This window comes from Aquirufa beregesia (assembly GCF_011090385.1).
GTDB lineage: Bacteria > Bacteroidota > Bacteroidia > Cytophagales > Spirosomataceae > Aquirufa > Aquirufa beregesia.
On sequence record NZ_SEWW01000001.1, the window covers coordinates 325,690 to 344,895 of the forward strand.

General features: G+C 36.1%; 20 protein-coding genes. 6 read left to right on the forward strand and 14 right to left on the reverse strand.

What is annotated here, in order from left to right; genetic code table 11:
- Nucleotides 1-18: 18 nt before the first annotated feature.
- The 11 genes from EWU23_RS01380 to EWU23_RS01430 all read right to left on the reverse strand — a co-directional run bounded on the left by EWU23_RS01380 (nt 19) and on the right by EWU23_RS01430 (nt 10,028).
- On the reverse strand, nt 19-1,332 hold the full coding sequence (locus EWU23_RS01380) for a sugar porter family MFS transporter (RefSeq protein ID WP_166228064.1): 1,314 nt from the start codon (nt 1,330-1,332) through the stop codon (nt 19-21).
- Between the two features lie 65 nt (nt 1,333-1,397).
- On the reverse strand, nt 1,398-2,534 hold the full coding sequence (locus EWU23_RS01385; protein WP_166228067.1) for an MFS transporter: 1,137 nt from the start codon (nt 2,532-2,534) through the stop codon (nt 1,398-1,400).
- Nucleotides 2,535-2,546: 12 nt separating this feature from the next.
- A complete protein-coding gene (locus tag EWU23_RS01390) occupies nt 2,547-3,071 on the reverse strand; it encodes a 5' nucleotidase, NT5C type (RefSeq protein ID WP_166228069.1) in 525 nt (174 codons plus the stop codon).
- Nucleotides 3,072-3,136: 65 nt separating this feature from the next.
- The gene (gene groL / locus EWU23_RS01395) at nt 3,137-4,768 is read right to left on the reverse strand and encodes a chaperonin GroEL (RefSeq protein ID WP_166228071.1); all 1,632 of its coding nucleotides are present in this window, start codon (nt 4,766-4,768) and stop codon (nt 3,137-3,139) included.
- Between the two features lie 46 nt (nt 4,769-4,814).
- Nucleotides 4,815-5,093 (reverse strand): co-chaperone GroES, encoded by a 279-nt coding sequence (locus EWU23_RS01400; RefSeq protein ID WP_166228073.1) that lies wholly within the window; start codon nt 5,091-5,093, stop codon nt 4,815-4,817.
- Nucleotides 5,094-5,227: 134 nt separating this feature from the next.
- Entirely contained in the window at nt 5,228-5,554 is a 327-nt protein-coding gene (secG, locus tag EWU23_RS01405; protein WP_166228075.1) for a preprotein translocase subunit SecG, read from the reverse strand.
- Nucleotides 5,555-5,561: 7 nt separating this feature from the next.
- Nucleotides 5,562-6,104: a hypothetical protein gene (locus EWU23_RS01410; RefSeq protein ID WP_166228077.1), complete on the reverse strand. Its 543-nt coding sequence runs from the start codon at nt 6,102-6,104 to the stop codon at nt 5,562-5,564.
- A gap of 3 nt (nt 6,105-6,107) precedes the next feature.
- Nucleotides 6,108-6,614, reverse strand: coding sequence for an LptE family protein (locus tag EWU23_RS01415; RefSeq protein ID WP_166228079.1), 507 nt, complete (start codon nt 6,612-6,614; stop codon nt 6,108-6,110).
- Entirely contained in the window at nt 6,592-7,902 is a 1,311-nt protein-coding gene (locus tag EWU23_RS01420) for a sigma-54 interaction domain-containing protein (RefSeq protein ID WP_166228081.1), read from the reverse strand. The genes EWU23_RS01415 and EWU23_RS01420 overlap by 23 nt, the downstream gene beginning before the upstream one ends.
- A 1-nt stretch (nt 7,903) precedes the next feature.
- Nucleotides 7,904-9,322: a tRNA (N6-isopentenyl adenosine(37)-C2)-methylthiotransferase MiaB gene (gene miaB / locus EWU23_RS01425; protein WP_166228083.1), complete on the reverse strand. Its 1,419-nt coding sequence runs from the start codon at nt 9,320-9,322 to the stop codon at nt 7,904-7,906.
- A gap of 52 nt (nt 9,323-9,374) precedes the next feature.
- Entirely contained in the window at nt 9,375-10,028 is a 654-nt protein-coding gene (locus tag EWU23_RS01430; RefSeq protein WP_166228085.1) for an ABC transporter ATP-binding protein, read from the reverse strand.
- A 95-nt stretch (nt 10,029-10,123) separates the two neighbouring features.
- Between EWU23_RS01430 and sucC the strand changes: the two genes are divergently transcribed.
- Genes sucC through EWU23_RS01455 form a run of 5 tightly spaced genes read left to right on the forward strand, consistent with a single transcriptional unit; the run spans nt 10,124 to nt 14,209 of the window.
- Nucleotides 10,124-11,314 carry an ADP-forming succinate--CoA ligase subunit beta gene (sucC, locus tag EWU23_RS01435; protein WP_166228087.1) on the forward strand — a complete coding sequence of 397 codons (1,191 nt, stop codon included), beginning with the start codon at nt 10,124-10,126 and terminating at the stop codon, nt 11,312-11,314.
- A gap of 7 nt (nt 11,315-11,321) precedes the next feature.
- Nucleotides 11,322-11,933, forward strand: coding sequence for a fumarylacetoacetate hydrolase family protein (locus tag EWU23_RS01440; protein WP_166228089.1), 612 nt, complete (start codon nt 11,322-11,324; stop codon nt 11,931-11,933).
- Nucleotides 11,934-11,935: 2 nt separating this feature from the next.
- Nucleotides 11,936-12,382, forward strand: a complete 447-nt coding sequence (gene bcp, locus EWU23_RS01445; protein ID WP_166228091.1) for a thioredoxin-dependent thiol peroxidase — start codon at nt 11,936-11,938, stop codon at nt 12,380-12,382.
- Between the two features lie 9 nt (nt 12,383-12,391).
- Nucleotides 12,392-13,249: a transketolase gene (locus EWU23_RS01450; protein ID WP_166228093.1), complete on the forward strand. Its 858-nt coding sequence runs from the start codon at nt 12,392-12,394 to the stop codon at nt 13,247-13,249.
- A gap of 9 nt (nt 13,250-13,258) precedes the next feature.
- Nucleotides 13,259-14,209: a transketolase family protein gene (locus tag EWU23_RS01455; protein ID WP_166228094.1), complete on the forward strand. Its 951-nt coding sequence runs from the start codon at nt 13,259-13,261 to the stop codon at nt 14,207-14,209.
- 1 nt (nt 14,210) lies between these two features.
- On the opposite strand, the gene tamL is transcribed toward EWU23_RS01455, so the two are convergent.
- On the reverse strand, nt 14,211-16,493 hold the full coding sequence (gene tamL / locus EWU23_RS01460) for a translocation and assembly module lipoprotein TamL (RefSeq protein WP_166228096.1): 2,283 nt from the start codon (nt 16,491-16,493) through the stop codon (nt 14,211-14,213).
- Between tamL and EWU23_RS01465 the strand changes: the two genes are divergently transcribed.
- Nucleotides 16,494-17,225, forward strand: a complete 732-nt coding sequence (locus EWU23_RS01465) for a TrmH family RNA methyltransferase (protein ID WP_235942126.1) — start codon at nt 16,494-16,496, stop codon at nt 17,223-17,225.
- Here EWU23_RS01465 and EWU23_RS01470 read toward each other — a convergent pair.
- Both EWU23_RS01470 and EWU23_RS01475 read right to left on the reverse strand, forming a co-directional pair.
- Nucleotides 17,222-17,959, reverse strand: coding sequence for a queuosine precursor transporter (locus EWU23_RS01470; protein ID WP_166228098.1), 738 nt, complete (start codon nt 17,957-17,959; stop codon nt 17,222-17,224). The genes EWU23_RS01465 and EWU23_RS01470 overlap by 4 nt on opposite strands.
- Nucleotides 17,956-19,167 (reverse strand): pyridoxal phosphate-dependent aminotransferase, encoded by a 1,212-nt coding sequence (locus EWU23_RS01475; RefSeq protein WP_166228100.1) that lies wholly within the window; start codon nt 19,165-19,167, stop codon nt 17,956-17,958. Before EWU23_RS01475 ends, EWU23_RS01470 begins: the two co-directional genes overlap by 4 nt.
- Nucleotides 19,168-19,206: the final 39 nt, after the last annotated feature.

Consider the following 19,206-nt stretch of genomic DNA (forward strand, 5'->3'; position numbering starts at 1 on the left):
CCAGATGTACATAAAAGGTTAATGTATAATGATCTGTTTCTCTATATCTTCTAGTGAAGCACCTTTGGTTTCAGGCATTAAGAACATGACATAAAAGAACTGGGCAACCATCATCAAGCCAAACAGACTGAAAATAAAAGTTCCTCCAAAGTTTTCTGTTAGAATTGGGAAAAAGTTAGCGACTAAGGCAGCTAGTAACCAGTGTGTTAATGAGCCCCAAGCCATTCCCGAGGCCCGTACAGAATTAGGGAAAATTTCCGATATAAATACCCAAATAACTGATCCTTGACCAATGGCGTGGGAAGCTATGAATAAGAAAATATAAATGGGTACTAAAGCGTAGGATTCCTGATAAAAAGAGAATGCTATTAAGCCTAAGGAAATAATATATCCCACGGAGCCTATGTACATCAGTATTCTTCTACCAATTTTATCAATAAAATACCAGCCCAATAAAGTGAATAATAAATTAGCTACACCAATGCCAGCAGTAGATAATAGTGCACTTTCTTTGCCTAAACCCGTTAATTCATAAATTCTAGGCGCATAATAAATAATGGCATTGATACCAGACATTTGATTAAAAAAGGCAATCAAAAAGGAGAGGAGTAAAGGAGTGAAGAACTTTTTTGAAAATAGACGCTCTTTTTTGATTTGCGTTTTCGCATTGTCTAAAATTCGCTTTAAAGTAGTTTTCGGATCAGGATCAGCCAAGGTTAACACTTTCAGCGCCCCTGCTTGGTCTTTACGTTTTAAAAGCAAAAACTGAGGTGTTTCTGGCGTAAATAATATTAAGAAAGAAAAAAGCAAACTTGGTATAGCTACCATTCCTAACATATAACGCCAGTCATCCTCTCCACCTTGAAGTAAATAATTGGAAATATAGGCCAATAAAATGCCTAATACGACATTTAATTGAAATGAAATGACCAACTTTCCGCGATGTTGTGGAGGGGCAATTTCAGAAATATAGATAGGAGCAACAACCGAAGAGGCCCCAATGCCCAATCCCCCTAAGAAGCGAAATAACATAAATAGATTGACATCAGTGGCCAATGCCGCCCCTAAAGATGAAACAAAGAAACTAATGCCTATCCAAAGTAGCGTTTGTTTTCTTCCGTATTTATCTGCTGGAATACCCCCCAATGCGGCTCCTACTACGGTTCCATATAATGCCGTGGCCACGGCTAAACCATGAGTCCAGCTATCCAAATGCCATAATTTTTGAATGGCTAATTCAGCACCCGAAATGACTGCTACATCTAAGCCAAATAACATTCCACCTAAACCAACTGTAATAGACCAAAATATGACATGTTTATTCATAGCCAATTATTTATTGAAGTTATACATTAAATAAAGATAATTAAATATCCGAATAATTCAATTGAATGCGGCTAATCTTTGCTCAATGCAAACTTACTGATGCCGCTAGCTAATATTCCTAGTATGATAAGAAGCACTAAGGCATGTTGAAGCCCAAAGTATTCGGACAAAAAACCGATGACAACAGGGCCTAACATAAAACCAACATATGCAATGGTAGAAACAGCCGCTATGGCCATGGCTGGAGATGTATCTTGGGTATTACCAGCTTGAGAATAGATCATAGGAACTATGGTTGAAATACCTAATCCAGTTATAAAGCAACCAAAAATCATCACATGAACTTGAGTAAAAAGTACGGTTATACTCATGCCAATAGCAATTAAGATTCCGTTAAACATCAGGATATTTCTTATGGAAATATGTTTAGCCGCCCAATCGCCCAATAAACGGCCTATGACCATCGAAAAGGCAAAAGATGAAAAACCAATAGTAAAAGGTAAGCCTTCTAAATTGGGTAATAATTTAAAATATAGACTGATCCAATCCGCCATAGCACCTTCACAAAGCATTCCGCAAAAAGCTACAAAGGATAGAATCAATAAATAATTGTTCAATTTGAATTTGGCTTGGACCGCTTCACTTTCTTGATTCGTATTTTTTGAGTCAGTCAATAAATAGCTATATACACCTATGATGCATACTGCATTACATATAGCTATGAGGTAAAAGTGTAGTTCTAAGGTTATGTCAGATTTAACTAAATAGCCGCCTAATAATGAACCTAACATCAAGCCAATGGAGAAAATGGCATGAAATGAGGACATTGTTTTTTTGTTGGTCAACTTTTCTAAGGTAACGACTTGCGTATTCATAGAAATATTCAAAATATCTCCTGCCATTCCGAAAGAAAATAAACCAATAAAAAGAAATAGGGAGCTAGAAATGAGAGTTAAAGCTGGTAAAATGAGGATGTATAATACCACCGCCAGCAAACAGATAATTTTGGAATTATATCTAGCTATTAACCATCCAGCTAAAGGGAGAGATACCATCGAACCAATGGGTAGTCCCATTAATATACTACCCAATTCTGCATCAGATAACGATAAGAATTCTTTGAAATCAGGAATCCTGGTTGCCCAAGAAGCGAAATTCAATCCACACAATAAAAATAATACACTAATGGCAAGTCTAGCTTGAAGCATAGAAATCAATAACTATAAGAATAAATGACCTACTTCCTTCCAAGAATTAACACGTTCGTAGTCGTGTATATGAAGATTATGTAGAGCGGAATAAAGTATAGGTTTCCCAGTAAATGAAGCTAGGTTTTTCTCATGATCATCGATTAAGTAATCGGCCTGAATCATATATTTATGCCCACAAAATACCGTGTGCTTCCAACCAATAAAAGGAAAATGTTGCTCTAACCAAACCAACTTCTCCTTCATGGATTCAGGAAATTCAGTCGCCGCAGAAACAATGAACACTTCGTATTTTTCCTGTAGTTGTTTGACAACTTCTATTGCATCTTCTTTCACTTTAATATCCAAGAAAAAGCCAGGTTCCCATAGAAATTGATTATTGGATTGATAGTCTTCGTAAAATGCTAATTTTAATGCATCACTGTTTAATAAATCATCAGGATTATATGATTTGTTTAAGCGATGGTTTATTTGATCTATAATTTTAATGGAGGTGTCAGCTAAGACATCATCCATATCAATGGCAATTCTTTTCATTGAGAGTTATGGTATAAAAAAAACTCCCCAAAGATGGGGAGTTTTCACTAATAAATCTAATTTAATTACATCATGCCGCCCATTCCGCCGCCACCAGGTCCATGACCGTGAGCAGGTTCCGAAGCCGGTTTATCAGCAATGACACATTCTGTAGTTAATAACAATCCTGCGATAGAAGCAGCATTTTCTAAAGCTAAACGAGTTACTTTAGTTGGGTCAATAATACCCGCAGCAATCATATTCTCGTATTTGTCTTCACGTGCATTGTATCCGAAGTCATCTTTTCCTGCTTTAACAGCATTGATAACTACTGAACCTTCACCACCTGCATTAGATACGATAGTACGTAACGGAGATTCTACCGCTTGACGAATGATGTTGATACCCGTATTTTGATCTTCATTTTCACCTGTCAAGGTATCTAATGCACTAATAGCACGAATTAAAGCAACACCACCACCAGCTACGATTCCTTCTTCTACAGCTGCTCTAGTAGCATGCAAAGCATCATCTACACGATCTTTCTTCTCTTTCATTTCCAATTCAGTTGCCGCTCCAATGTAAAGGATAGCCACACCACCTGAAAGTTTTGCTAAGCGCTCTTGCAATTTCTCACGATCATAATCTGAAGTCGTGTTTTCAATCTGAGCCTTGATTTGGTTAACACGATTTTCGATATCGTCTTTAGAACCATTTCCATTAACAATTGTTGTGTTGTCCTTGTCAATGATTACTTTTTCCGCTTGTCCAAGGTATTCTAAAGTAGCGTTTTCTAATTTGAATCCTCTTTCTTCAGCGATAACAGTACCACCCGTTAAGATAGCGATGTCTTCTAACATAGCTTTTCTTCTGTCTCCAAAACCTGGAGCTTTAACAGCTGCCACTTTCAGCGCACCACGGATTTTGTTAACAACTAAGGTAGCTAAAGCCTCACCGTCCACATCTTCTGAAATGATCAACAATGGACGACCAGTTTGAGCTACTGCTTCCAATACAGGAAGTAATTCTTTCATGGAAGAAACTTTCTTCTCTGAAATCAAAATGAATGGTTTTTCTAATTCCACTTCCATTTTGTCAGTATTAGTCACAAAATACGCAGATAAGTATCCACGATCAAATTGCATACCTTCTACTGTTTTAACTTCCGTTTCAGTACCACGTGCTTCTTCCACAGTGATAACACCTTCACGACCAACTTTTTCCATGGCTGAAGAAATCATTTGACCGATTTCCACATCATTGTTAGCTGAGATTGTAGCCACTTGAGCTATTTCAGTAGAAGTAGTGATAGGACGAGATTGAGTTCTCAAGTTACCTACGATAGCTTCAACCGCTTTCTCAATACCACGCTTCAAATCCATTGGGTTAGCACCAGCAGCTACGTTCTTAGAACCAATCGTGTAAATAGATTGAGCCAATACAGTAGCAGTAGTAGTACCGTCACCTGCTTGATCAGCTGTTTTGGAAGCTACTTCTTTCACTAATTGAGCACCCATGTTTTCTACAGGATCCTCTAATTCAATTTCTTTTGCTACAGATACACCATCTTTCGTAATTGAAGGTGATCCGAATTTTTTATCAATGATAACATTACGTCCTTTGGGTCCTAACGTTACTTTTACGGCGTTCGCAAGGGTATCAACCCCTCTTTTCATTTTTTCTCTCGCCTCGGTGTCAAAATATAGTTCTTTTGCCATTTTGTTAAATAAATTTTACTGGTTGAAATATTTTAAAGTATGAAAACTATAAAACTGCAAAAATGTCAGACTCACGCATGATCAAATAATCTTTACCGTCGATTGTAATCTCTGTTCCAGAATATTTACCATACAATACAGAGTCACCTACTTTTACTGTAATAGGTTCATCTTTTTTGCCATTTCCTACGGCAACAATCGTTCCTTTTTGTGGTTTCTCTTTGGCAGTATCAGGAATAATGATACCAAAAGCAGTTTTTTCTTCAGCTTGAGCAGGCTCAACAACAACCCGATCTGCTAAGGGCTTGATACTTAATTTTGACATAATAATATAGATTTTAAGTTATTAACATATAAAAAGTCCTTATCATCTAAGGACTTTCCATTTATCAGCATGATGTGTGCCAAAAAATTTAAGCTGTAAAATTGTCAGTTATTCAGCAATTCTTGTCAGTCTGACTATTTTGCAGGTGTAGCTGGGCTAGGAGCAGGAGCAGCGGGTAATGTTTTACCTGCAGCTTTCTCTACATTGACTGATTGAGTAGCATCTGTTGTTTCAGAAGAAAGAGTGAAATTAGTTAATAACACTAATACCAAAATGCTAATGGAGAAGCCCCAAGTTAATTGTTCTACTAAATCTCCTGTTTTTTGTACTCCAAACATTTGAGTAGCACCTGCAGAAGAAAACTCTCCACTAATACCACCACCTTTAGGATTTTGAACCAAAATCAAGATGATTAAAAGTGCAGAAAATAGAACTATTAGAGAAATTAATACGGTGAACATCGTTTATTTAAATTAATTTATGTTTCAATTCGGAAATTCGAGTTGCAAAGTAAAGGCTTTTTTCAGGTTTAATCAAACTTAATTTTTCATACATCTCGATTGCTCTTTCGTATTTCTCTTGTCTCTCAAGAATTTTAGCAAAAGTTTCTGACACTGGAGTTGCATTTTTTAGTTCAGCTAAGTCCAAAACATCAGAATCTTCTTCTTTTAGATTCTTTTTGGGACGAGCAATACTAGGTAAGTTTTGTAAAAAATCATCAATGACTTGTAATTGCTCTTTGACATCTGGAATTGATGTCTTAAAACTCTCAACATCGATAAAGGGCATCGATATTTCTTCTATGTCAAAGATAGATTCGAAATAATGCTTCCTGGAGGATGACATTAACGCAATTTTCTTTTGGAGATTGGGATTGAATTTTTCATTCCAAAACAATAAATAGAAATAAGGATAGGCTTCTTTATCTCCATCAAAAGAATGTTGTAGACTCGAATTACTTCGATCTATTTTATGTAAAAGAAACCATAAATCTTGCGCCTTATTATCCATGTATTACCAGTCTCCAGCAATTTTGTTAAATAAATCTAAGATTATTTGATCTACTAATTTCGGAATCAGTGTTTTCTCCACCTGATTCAAGGTTTGATTTTGGGGGAAATCTTGATAAAAAGAAAATTCTTGATCAAAATTCTTATTCTCATCTAGTCTATTGCTTAACCTAAATTGAATGCGTAACGTCAATCGATTTAATCCTGCCTTATCATCTGAAGTAGGAGCCTGTGGACTTAATTCATAGCCAACGATAGTACCTTCTAGCAGTAAATCAGGGGCTTGGGTAGTCAATTTTAAAGAAGTATTTCTTTGAAAATATTCCTTTAATCGCTCATTTACATCCAAACTTAAATTGGCTGGTCCACCAGCCGTTTCCATACGGATATTACTTATTTGAATCGTTTTTAGCTCAGGAGATAAACTAGCTCCTTTGAAACTATAACATCCACTAAAAAGTGTTAATAAACAAAATAGTATGGCCAGCTTAGGCAATATCTTCCAAATCATATTGTTTAATTTTTCGATATAAGGTTCTTTCTGAGATTCCTAAATCCTTAGCAGCGTATTTTCGCTTATTCCTGTTTTTCTTTAATGCTCGGATAATAATTTCCTTTTCCTGTTTTTCAAGTGATAAAGTGACGTCCTGAACTTGAGCACTCACATCTTCAAAATTGACATCTTCCTCCATTGCAGAATTAGAAATGGGGTGAATCTCAATAGGATTAGGACTTACTTCCACTGCACTTGGTGTAGAAGGAAGCGTTAAATTCTTTTGTAAATCAGAGAATTCCGGCTTTATATCTTCAAAAATCGACATATTATTGGAAATAATATCATAGGCATTGGTATTTCCTGACTCAATGACTTTTAATAATATTTTCTTTAACTCGGTCACATCTCGCTTCAAATCAAACAAGATTTTGTATAAAATTTCTCGTTCATTAATTCCATCGGGACTAGTGAAAAAATCTCCTTTGATGACAGATGAATTGATTTTAGGCTCGTTGAACTCCAAATAATACTGGAGCTTGACATCATCTACAATCCGATCTCCAACTTCTAAAACGGAAATTTGCTCTGCTAAATTTTTCAATTGGCGAATATTCCCAGGAAATCGTTGCTTTTGCAATAAATCTTTGGCCTCTCGGGTCAACATAATGGGTTTTACCCGATGTAATTCTGAAAAATCAGTTGTGAATTTTCGGAATAGCAATTCTATATCATCGCCACGCTCTCTCAGAGGTGGGACATAAATAGGCACTGTGCAAAGTCGGTAGTATAAATCTTCCCTAAATTTTCCAGATGATATCGCATCTTGCAGGTTCACGTTGGTAGCGGCAACAACACGTGTATTCGTTTTTTGAACTTTGGAAGAACCGACACGATAGAACTCACCATTCTCTAAAACACGCAAGAGTCTAGCTTGAGTCCCTAAGGGCATTTCTGCTATTTCATCCAAAAAAATAGTTCCTCCGTCAGTTACTTCAAAATAACCTTTTCTGGCTTCAATTGCCCCTGTAAATGATCCCTTTTCATGTCCAAACAATTCTGAATCAATGGTTCCTTCAGGGATAGCGCCACAGTTAACTGCAATGAATTGACCATGTTTCCTTTTAGACAAAGAATGGATTATTTTGGAAAAAGATTCTTTTCCAGATCCACTTTCTCCTGTAATCAATACAGTCATATCCGTCGGGGCTACTTGCTCAGCAACCGAAATAGCGCGTAATAGGGCAGAAGAATTCCCTATTATTCCAAAGCGAGCTTTGATGGCATTCAAATGACTTGATTCCATATTAATTGATTAATTCACCCAATAGAGTACCTGAGGTACAATGTGTAATTTTAACATCCACAAATTTCCCTTTCATTTCCTCTTTCTTAGGGAAAACCACTACCTTATTATTATCTGTTCTTCCAAAATGATGCGCAGAAGATTTCTTGGAATCACCTTCTACCAACACTCGTTGTGTCGTGCCAATCATCAATTGATTTTTGTATGCTGAGTGTTTCCTTTGTAAATCAATGATTTCTTGAAGTCTTCTTTTCTTAATCTCCTCAGGAATATCATCTGCCAATTTCTTTTCGGCAGGAGTGCCCGGTCTTTCAGAATAAGAAAACATATAACCAAAATCATATTTTACTTCCTCTAAAAGGCTCAGTGAATCTTGATGTTCTTCTTCCGTTTCGGAGCAAAACCCCGCAATTAAATCATGAGAAATACCACAAGATTCGCCTAAAATGGTTCGAATCGACTGAATGCGATCTAAATACCATTCTCTGGTATATGTTCGGTTCATTAAATCCAATATGCGATTATTGCCACTTTGTGCTGGTAGATGAATATTTTTGCAAATATTATCATAGGCCGCCATGGTATGCAAAACTTCGTTGGTGATATCTTTTGGATGCGAAGTAGAAAATCTAACACGTAGTTCAGGCTTCAATTGAGCTACCTGCTCTAACAATTGAGCAAAATTGACAGATTGATCTGTTTCAGGATGTTGCCAATGATATGAATCCACATTTTGGCCTAAAAGTGTCACTTCTCGATATCCTGAATTAAATAGATTAATACATTCCCTTAAGATAGAATCAAGATCTCTTGATCTTTCTCTCCCTCGTGTATAAGGTACCACGCAAAAAGAACACATATTATTACAGCCACGCATGATACTGACAAGGGCTGTTACACCATTCGTATGTAAGCGTACGGGGTCAATATTGCCATAGGTTTCTTCACGCGAAAGAAATACATTAACCGCTTTGTTGCCATCCTCTATCTCTTCCAAAAGACGAGGTAAATCACGATAGGCATCTGGTCCAGCTACCAAATCAACGATTTTCTCTTCTTCTAGCAATTGGGTTTTTAAGCGCTCCGCCATACAGCCTAAAATACCTACAGTAATGTGGGGATTTTTAGCTTTAAGAGGTTTGAAACTCTGCAAACGATGGCGTATTTTCTGTTCTGCGTTTTCCCGAATGGCGCAGGTATTCAATAAAATGGTATCAGCTTCTTGAATATTGGACGTGGTAGAATAACCTTGTTCCATTAAAATGGAAGTCACCACTTCCGAATCAGCAAAATTCATCTGACAGCCATAGCTCTCTAAATAAATCTTTTTCGAATAATCTGTTTGATGCTGACTGGGTGAAATTCTTGGTTCATCCAATCCTTTTATCTCCTCTGGTGAGAGTACTTTTAAATCTTGCATGAATTAAAAATTGAATTAATTCACAAATCTATGACATTTTGTCAGACAATGACTATTGAATCTTACCAGAATTTAAAATAATTACTTGATCAGATTGATGAGTAAGCGCTTCATTATGGGTAACCATGATAATTCGTTGATTCCAATCTTGTTTTAATTCTAAAAACAAGTCGTAAAGATTTTCCGCATTGTTTTTATCCAAATTGCCTGTAGGTTCATCTGCCAAAAGTATACTAGGACGATTTATTAAGGCACGTGCAACAGCCACACGCTGTTGTTCTCCTCCAGAAATTTGACCTGGGTATTTTTTGAGGATGTCCACTATGCCTAGTTTATTGACTATTTTATCAAAGAACTCGCCATCTTCTTGAGTTAATTTTCCCCCTCGAATGAAAAGGGGAAATTTGATATTCTCTTCACAAGAAAATTCACCCAATAAATTATGAAATTGGAATACGAAACCCATTTTGCTGTTTCTGAAAAAGCTTTGTTCTTGTTCATTCAAACTAGAATATGCTATTCCATCCAAGTAGATTTCGCCTGAATTGTAGTTTGTTAATAAACCAATGATCTGCAGAAGGGTACTTTTCCCTGAACCAGATGGTCCAAGGATGGAGATCAATTCATTGGTTTTAATAGTAAATGATATGTTGTCCAGAATTAATTGAGTCCCATAGGATTTGGAAATATTTTTTAATTCTAACATTTTTTTGTCTTTTTTTTAGAAAACACGATTGATACAATAAGATTTTAAAAGTTTGGCAAATAAATAGTAATTTCACGAAATAAAAATTTTGATAAATGAATATTCACGAATACCAAGCAAAAGAAATTTTAAAAAGTTACGGGGTAAGGATTCAGGAGGGTATTGTTGTTGACAAGTTAGAAGACGCTACTTCGGCAGCTGAAGCTTTAAAGGCACAAACGGGCACAGGTTGGTTTGTGGTGAAAGCTCAGATTCATGCGGGTGGACGTGGAAAAGGAGGAGGAGTAAAGCTTGCCAAGAACATGGATGAGTTAAATGAGCGCGTTTCTCAAATTTTGGGAATGCAATTGATTACTCATCAAACTGGTCCAGAAGGTAAAAAAGTTAATAAAGTTTTAATTAGTGAGGATGTTTACTATCCTGGCGATTCAGAACCTAAGGAATACTATTTATCGATTTTATTAGATCGTGGTCGTGCTTGCAATGTCATCATGGCATCTACTGAAGGTGGAATGGATATTGAAGAAGTAGCCGAGCATAGTCCTGAAAAGATCATAAAGGAATGGATAGACCCACGTGTGGGATTACAAGATTTCCAAGCTCGTAAAATTGCTTTCATGTTAGGCCTAAGTGGTCAAGCTTTGAAAGAAATGGTGAAATTCATTCAATCTTTATACAAAGCTTATGTGGAAACAGATTCTTCCATGTTTGAAATTAACCCAGTATTAAAGACATCAGATGATAAAATTTTAGCGGTTGATGCTAAAGTAAACTTGGATGATAATGCTTTATATCGTCACAAAGACTTAGCCGTTTTACGTGATATTTCAGAGGAGGATCCTTTGGAAGTAGAAGCATCTGAAAATGATTTGAACTACGTTAAATTAGATGGTAACGTAGGTTGTATGGTTAACGGAGCTGGTTTAGCGATGGCAACCATGGATATCATTAAATTATCTGGTGGCGAGCCCGCTAACTTTCTTGATGTAGGGGGTGGAGCTAACGCTAAAACCGTAGAAGCAGGTTTCCGTATTATTTTACAGGATCCTAATGTTAAAGCTATTTTGATTAACATTTTTGGAGGTATTGTACGTTGTGACCGTGTTGCTAATGGTGTTGTAGAAGCCTACAAAAACATTGGTCAAATTAATGTACCGATTATTGTACGTTTACAAGGAACCAATGCAGAAGAAGGGGCAGCCATTATTAATAATTCTGGTTTAAAAGTATTCTCTGCGGTCTTGTTAAAAGATGCAGCTAAATTGGTTTCAGAAGTATTGAAATAATTTTTACATGAAAATCATCTGTGTTGGAAGAAATTATGTGGATCATATCCAGGAGTTATCAAACGAGAAGCCTAAAGATCCTGTACTTTTTTTAAAGCCAGACACGGCATTGTTAGATCAAAACTCGGATTTTTACTATCCGAGTTTTTCTCATGATGTTCACCATGAAATCGAATTAGTATTTCGTATTTCAAAAGTGGGGAAGAATATTGAATCTAAATTTGCCCATAAGTACATTGATGGTATAGGTTTAGGAATTGATTTTACTGCGCGTGATGTACAGGCTAAGCTTAAAGAAAAGGGCTTACCTTGGGAAAAGTCCAAAGCTTTCAATGGTTCTGCTTTTGTTTCAAGCATTCGATCTTTGAAAGATGGTGAATTAGAACAATCTATACCTTTTCATTTGGAAATTAATGGCCAGACCGTACAATCAGGTGAAAGTAATCTGATGATTTGGAATATTAGTGAGCTAATCGCTGACATTTCGCAATATTTTACCTTGAAAACGGGCGATTATATTTTCACAGGTACACCAGCTGGAGTTGGACCAGTCAAAATTGGAGACAAATTGAGTGGTTTTCTATATGAAGATAAATTATTTGATCTAAACATCTCGTAAATATGAGCTTACAACTAGGCGAGGCAGCTCCTGCTTTTAGTATGATGGATTCCGATGGGACTTTGGTTGATTTATCCGCATTGAAAGGATCTAAAGTGGTGCTTTATTTCTATCCCAAAGACGATACCCCAGGATGTACAGCTCAGGCCTGTAATCTAAATGAAAATCTAGATTATTTGGTGGCCAAAGGATACCGAGTTATCGGTGTCAGTGTGGATTCCAATACTGCTCATACTAAGTTTAAGAAAAAATATCAATTGAATTTCTCTCTTTTAGCGGATACGGAACACGAATTAGTAAATAAATACGGAGTTTGGGTAGAGAAATCTATGTATGGTAAATCCTACATGGGTACCGCTAGAACCACGTTTTTAATTGATGAAAACGGAATTATTACAGATATTATAGCCAAGGTGGATACTAAAAATCACAGTTCTCAGATCCACTAATTTATTTTTATGCAAACACAAGAATTAAAAAATGTAGCTAGCCAAGTGCGAAGAGATATTCTTCGTCAGGTTCATGCTTGTCAATCAGGTCACCCTGGTGGTTCATTAGGTTGTACCGACTTATTAGTTGGGTTATACTTTAATTCCATGAAGTTGGCTCAAGATGCTAATAGAAAGGTCATTTTTAATATGTCCGGAGCCAATGAAGACGTTTTCTATCTTTCAAATGGACATATTTCTCCTCTATTGTATAGTGTATTAGCGCGTAGAGGTTATTTTCCTGTTAAGGAATTAGCCACTTTTAGACAATTGAATTCTCGTTTACAAGGTCACCCAACCCCACATGAGCATTTGGAAGGTATTCGAATAGCTTCTGGCTCTTTAGGACAAGGTTTAAGTGTAGCCATTGGAACAGCTCAAGCTAAAAAACTGTCAAATGACGCTTCTATAGTTTACTGTTTAATGGGAGATGGAGAACAAAATGAAGGTCAAGTTTGGGAGGCTGCTATGTATGCACCACATCATCAAGTGGATAATTTAATCGCCTTTATTGATGAAAATGGACAGCAAATTGATGGTCCTACGGAGAAAGTTATGAGTAATCGTGATTTAGAAGCTAAGTATAAGGCTTTTGGGTGGAATGTTTTACGCATGGATGGAAATAATATGGATGAGGTTGTGGCTACTTTAGCTCATGCCAAGTCTTTATTAGGTCAAGGTTCTCCAATCATGATTTTGATGAAAACCGAAATGGGAGCGGGAGTAGATTTTATGATGGGTAGTCATAAATGGCACGGCGTGGCACCAAACGATCAGCAATTAGCTGATGCTTTAGCACAATTAAATGAAACTTTAGGCGACTATTAATAATTTACAATGAAGTTTACTTACGAAACAAAAAAAGATACTCGTTCTGGCTTTGGTGCAGGAATGGAATATTTGAGTCAAAACAATCCTAAGGTTGTGGCATTGTGTGCTGATTTAATTGGCTCTTTAAAATTAGAAGCTTTCATCAAGAATAGTCCAGAACGTTTTTTTCAAACGGGGATTGCTGAAGCTAACATGATTGGAATTTCTGCTGGTTTAGCGATTGGTGGTTACATTCCATTTGCTACTACGTTTGCTAATTTTGGTACTGGTCGTGTGTACGATCAAATCCGTCAATCCGTAGCATATTCGGGTAAAAACGTGAAAATTTGTTGTTCCCATGCTGGTTTAACGCTAGGAGAAGATGGTGCTACCCACCAAATTTTGGAAGATCTTGGTTTAATGAAAATGCTTCCCGGCATGGTCGTTATTAATCCTTGTGATTACAATCAAACTAAAGCAGCGACTATTGCTATTGCGGAATACGAAGGTCCGGTTTATTTACGCTTTGGGCGTCCCGTAGTTCCTGTATTTACTCCAGAAAATCAAAAATTTGAAATAGGTAAAGCCATTCATCTAATCGAAGGTACAGATGTAACTATTCTGGCAACTGGACATTTGGTTTGGGAGGCAATTCAAGCAGCAGAAATTCTGGAAGAAAAAGGCATCAAAGCAGATGTATTGAATATTCATACCATTAAACCTTTGGATACAACAGCTATTTTAGCTTCTGTTTCCAAGACTGGTTGCGTAGTTACTGCCGAAGAGCACCAAATAAATGGAGGACTAGGCGATTCCGTAGCTCAATTCTTAGCTCAAAATCGTCCAACTGTTCAAGAATTTGTAGGTGTAAATGATTCATTCGGTGAATCAGGAAAGCCTGCTGATTTGATGGAAAAATACGGTTTGAATGCAGCGGCTATAGTTGAAAAATCAATTAAAGCTATCGCAAGAAAATAGGTTAAAAAGGATAACCAATTCCTATATTAAATTCAATTGGGTTTTCTCCACTACTGAAGGAAGTTTTGGAGAGAACCCATTTTTCATTAACCGGTTTGGCAGGGTTTATTACTTTAGTGGCTAAATCTAAACGTAATAGAAAATAAGAGAAGTCCCAACGTAAACCAAAACCTGTGCCTACAGCTATTTGATTATAAAAATTATCAAAAGCAAAATAGCCATCCTTTTCACCTTTGGAATTAGCAAATGTCCAGATATTTCCGGCATCTATAAAGAATGCTCCATTCATAGTTCCAAATAATTGAAACATCCGGAAACGGTATTCAACAGAAGACTCTAATAAGATACTACCTGGTTGCTCGATTAAATTAGTTATGGAATTATATGCTCCTGGGCCTAAGCGACGCGGTTTCCAAGCTCTTAAGCTACTAGGGCCTCCAATGAAGAAATTCTTCTCATAAGGCAACTGATAATCGTTTTCTTCACCATAAGCATAGGCTAGACCTCCAATAAATTTAAACGCTACTTGGGATTTTCTATGTAAACCCAGCATTTTGTATTTTCTGTAATCAAAATTGAATCGTAAGAATCGATAAAACTGAATATTCTGGTCACTACCTAACATGTTCTCAATAAAAGTAATTTTCTTTGATCCTATGAGATTTAAGGTACTACCGCCAGATTCAAGACCTATTTGAAATGATTCACCAGCCTGTAATTCATTACTAGGTAAAAAGCTTCGGTAAGCATAGGTGAAATGAATGCTGGAAACAAAACTAGGGTTAAAACTTCGATAGAGGTTATTTCCTTGTAAACGTAATTCTTCTAAATAGCTCTTAAACGCACTGGCAGTGGCTGTCTCAGGGTAATTGGTATTTAAAATATTTAAATCAACCAATGAAAATTGGAAAGTTTTAAAAGGTGATTTCCTCCATTGATATCGTTGAAAAATCTTAAAATTTGTCCGCAAATATTCAGGGCGATTGATATAATCATAGCCAAAACCAATTTGGGTTTGGGAGGCATATAATGACCCTAATTGCTGTTTGATATTGGTTGGCAAGAATAACTTGGGAAAATTTAACGTGGTACTTAAATTAACCTCCAAGTTTTTTCTAGCTTGATCCGTATTAATAAAGCCAGCTTGTGCCTCAAAACCTATTCTCGCAGAGAAATCCAAGTAATCTAAACTTGAAAATACCCGTCTTACTTTAAATGAATTAGTCAGGAATGGACCAGGAATCCCTCTAAAAACACTACCTCCTAATTCTGACGAGAAATTAAACTTTTCATTGGGTACTAATTCTACTTTGGGGAAAACCCGAGTAGAGGAGGTGTCAAACTTGATGGATACGGATTTAAATTGATCAGAGGCGTAAATGTTTTGTAAACTCTGATTTAATTGATCCACGGAATATAAATCACCTTCTTTAAAAGTAATTAATTTGGACAGTGCTGTAGTATTTAAAACGCCAATATTACTAGAATCAGTATATTGATTATTGACAAAACTCGCTTTGCCGAACCGGAATAATCGATCATATAATCGATTGGTATTTTCTTCTTTAAAATCAGGAATTTTGTAAATAATTCCTACACGCAATAAGCTAGTATCTTGTAAATCATTTAGCTTTAAGCCCACTGCTTCAGTAGAAAAATAGAAATATCCTTGATTTTTCAGGTAATGACTAATATTGTCCTTTTCTTTTTTTAATAATTCCAGATTTAATCGATCATTATTGGCAATAACGCTTTCCTTGGCATAATATGCATCAATCTTTTTGCCAAGTTGAGGGTTATCTACTAGAAAAGAATCCTTTTTAGAGAATGTACTTAGAGTATTTTCATCTATGTTAAAGGTGACATTAACTAATTTATCTGATTTATTGATCGTATCAATCCGTAAGAATACCTCATTTTTTAAGAAACCATTGTTTCGGTAATATTTATAAATAGCTTCTTTGGTAATGTCCAAATAGGGCTTATTTAAACTAGGGTTAGGGGTATTAAACAGCTGAATGAGAGCGGGAGATTTACCTAATGAATCTTTTAATTTTCTTTTTGCCTCAAAAAAAACATATGTCTTGGGAGAAAATATTCTAGCATAGGATTCCTTTAAACCAGGTATATTTGTTCTTAGATCTTCCTTCGAAATTAATTTATTGCCTTGTATATCTATTCGGTTTACTTTGTACTCAGTAAATTTAAATTGTCGATATCCCGTGCAGGAGAAAAACAAAGCCTGAGCTATTACTAAACCAACAAGTATATTTCTAGATTTCAAATGATGCTAACGAATAAACAAATAAAGTTAATTAATTCTCTACATTCTAAAAAAGGACGATCTGAGAACGAACTATTTTTGGTAGAAGGAGAGAAGGGCATTCAAGAAGTACTGGATTCAAACTATGAACTAGAGTTTTTAGTTATAAACGCTGATTTTCAACATCTATTTTCTTCCAATTCATTACCCATCTATTTTGTTTCCAAAGAGGAAATTACCAAGCTCAGTACCTTGACAATCAATCAATATGGTTTGGCTGTTGTTCACTGTAAGGCTTCTAGTTCTTTGTCTCCTCTTGATGATAAGGTATTAGTATTGGATGGTGTTCGTGACCCAGGTAATTTAGGCACCATTATTCGGGTTTGTGATTGGTATGGAATTAAGCAAATTGTGTTATCGAATGATTGCACTGAATTCTATAATCCCAAGGTTATATCCGCCACCATGGGGTCTTTTAAGCGCGTAGATTGTTTATATGCGGACTTAACTGCGTTTTTTCGAACTAATCCAGATCACGTCATTGTAGCGGCCGATTTGTCTGGGGATAATCTACATGAATTTACATTTCCACCTAAAGTCTTTATTGTGATGGGTAGTGAATCACATGGAATTAGGGATGATGTGAGTGCCATGATTCAACAAAGAATCACCATTCCAAGATTTGGAGAAGCGGAATCATTGAATGTGGCTATATCCACTGGAATTATATTAGATCACCTAAGAAGAAATTAATCTTTCTCAGGACTTAAGTACAGTTCAATTAGATAATGAGCAAGATAGAGAAGAGGAGTAAATAGAATCGCAATAATAAACTTGTATAGGTAATTGTTCAATGACACATTCATCCATTGACCTAGACTCCAATTGCCAAAGAAATAAAATGCAATACCAATGACCAATACACTGTCGATTAATTGAGAAATCAGAGTAGAACCAGTGGCTCTTAGCCAAATATGTTTTTGCCCAGTTCTTGATTTAATTTTCTCAAAAACCATCGCATCTAACATCTGACTTACTAGAAAGGCCGTTAATGAACCCGTAATAATACCTAGCCCTTGTCTAAAAATCCGTGAAAAGGAATTATTGATGTCAAAACCATTTGAATTATTTACTTGTAGCCAGAAATCTGCAGGTACAAGTAAAGTAGCCAAATAGATAATAAAAAATGAATAGGCTATGAATAATGCTGTAGAATAAGAAATAAAGCGAACGCCTTTTTTTCCAAAATAATCGTTAATAATATCAGAAGTGATAAATACGATGGGCCAATTTAGCGCACCTGCGGTTTGATTAAAGTCCCATGTTTCTCCCCATGGAGTGAGTAATCCCAATGGGGAGAAGCCTAAAGACCTTTCAATGCTAACAATTTTTACACCAATAATCTCTGCAATGATGGCATTGGTTAAAAAGATTCCGAAAAGGAAAATAAATAACTTTTGCTTGCGAGAAAATTGGTTAAATATCATCGTCTGTAATTATCAAAATGCAAAGCAATTTTATCTAAAGCTAAAGATAGTTGCTCCACATGTGGTAAAAATACAATTCTAAAGTGATCTCTTTGTTTAAAATTAAACCCTCGACCAGCCACTACTAGAATTTTTTGTTCCTCTAGCAATGACATAACAAAGTGTTCATCATCTTCAAAAGTGAATTTTCCTAAATCGATTTTGGGAAATAAGTATAAAGCACCTTTAGGTTTAACGCAACTCACTCCATCAATAGCATTTAACTTTTCATAAGCTAATTGCATTTGTTTGTATAATCTACCACCTGGTGCTACCAAATCATTAATGGATTGATAACCTCCTAATGCGGTTTGAATACCAAATTGTGTGATAACATTGGCACATAAACGCGTACTAAACAAAAAATTCAAGCCTTCTATATACGATTTGGCTTTGTGTTTTGCCCCAGTTAAGATCATCCAACCACCTCTGAAACCAGCAGCACGGTAGTTTTTAGATAAACCTCCCATGGTAACAATTAAGATGTCATCACTTAAACCTGCGGCAGAATAATGCTCATGTTGGTCATATAAAATCTTGTCGTAAATCTCATCAGAAAATAAGATTAACTTATGCTTAGCAGCTAGTTGCACTATTTTATCAACTATTTCTTTAGAATATACGGCTCCCGTAGGATTATTGGGATTAATCATGACAATAGCTCTGCATTTGTCAGTGATTTTAGCTTCCATATCTTCTAAATCTGGTTGCCAATCTGTAGATTCATCACAAACATAATGAACGGAATTCCCACCTGCTAGTCCTACTACGGTAGTCCATAATGGGTAATCTGGAGAAGGTATCAATACTTCATCATCTTGATTCAAAAGAGCCATCATGACCAGGGAAATTAATTCACTGACACCGTTTCCAATATATATATCTTCAATCAGGATGTTTTTTACTCCTTTATTCTGATAATACTGCATGACAGCCTTTCTGGCAGCAAAAAGACCACGTGAATCCGTATAGCCTTGGGCATTACGGATATTAACGATGATATCATGAACGATTTCATCTGGGGTCTCAAAACCAAATGCGGCAGGATTTCCGATATTTAAGGACGTAATTTTGTAACCTTGATTCTGAAGAGCTAGTGCTTTATCATACACAGGTCCCCGGATTTCATACTTCAAATGCTCTAACCTGCGACTTTTTAATATATCCATTGAAAAAAAATAAGAATTGTAAAAATAGTAATTTACTTT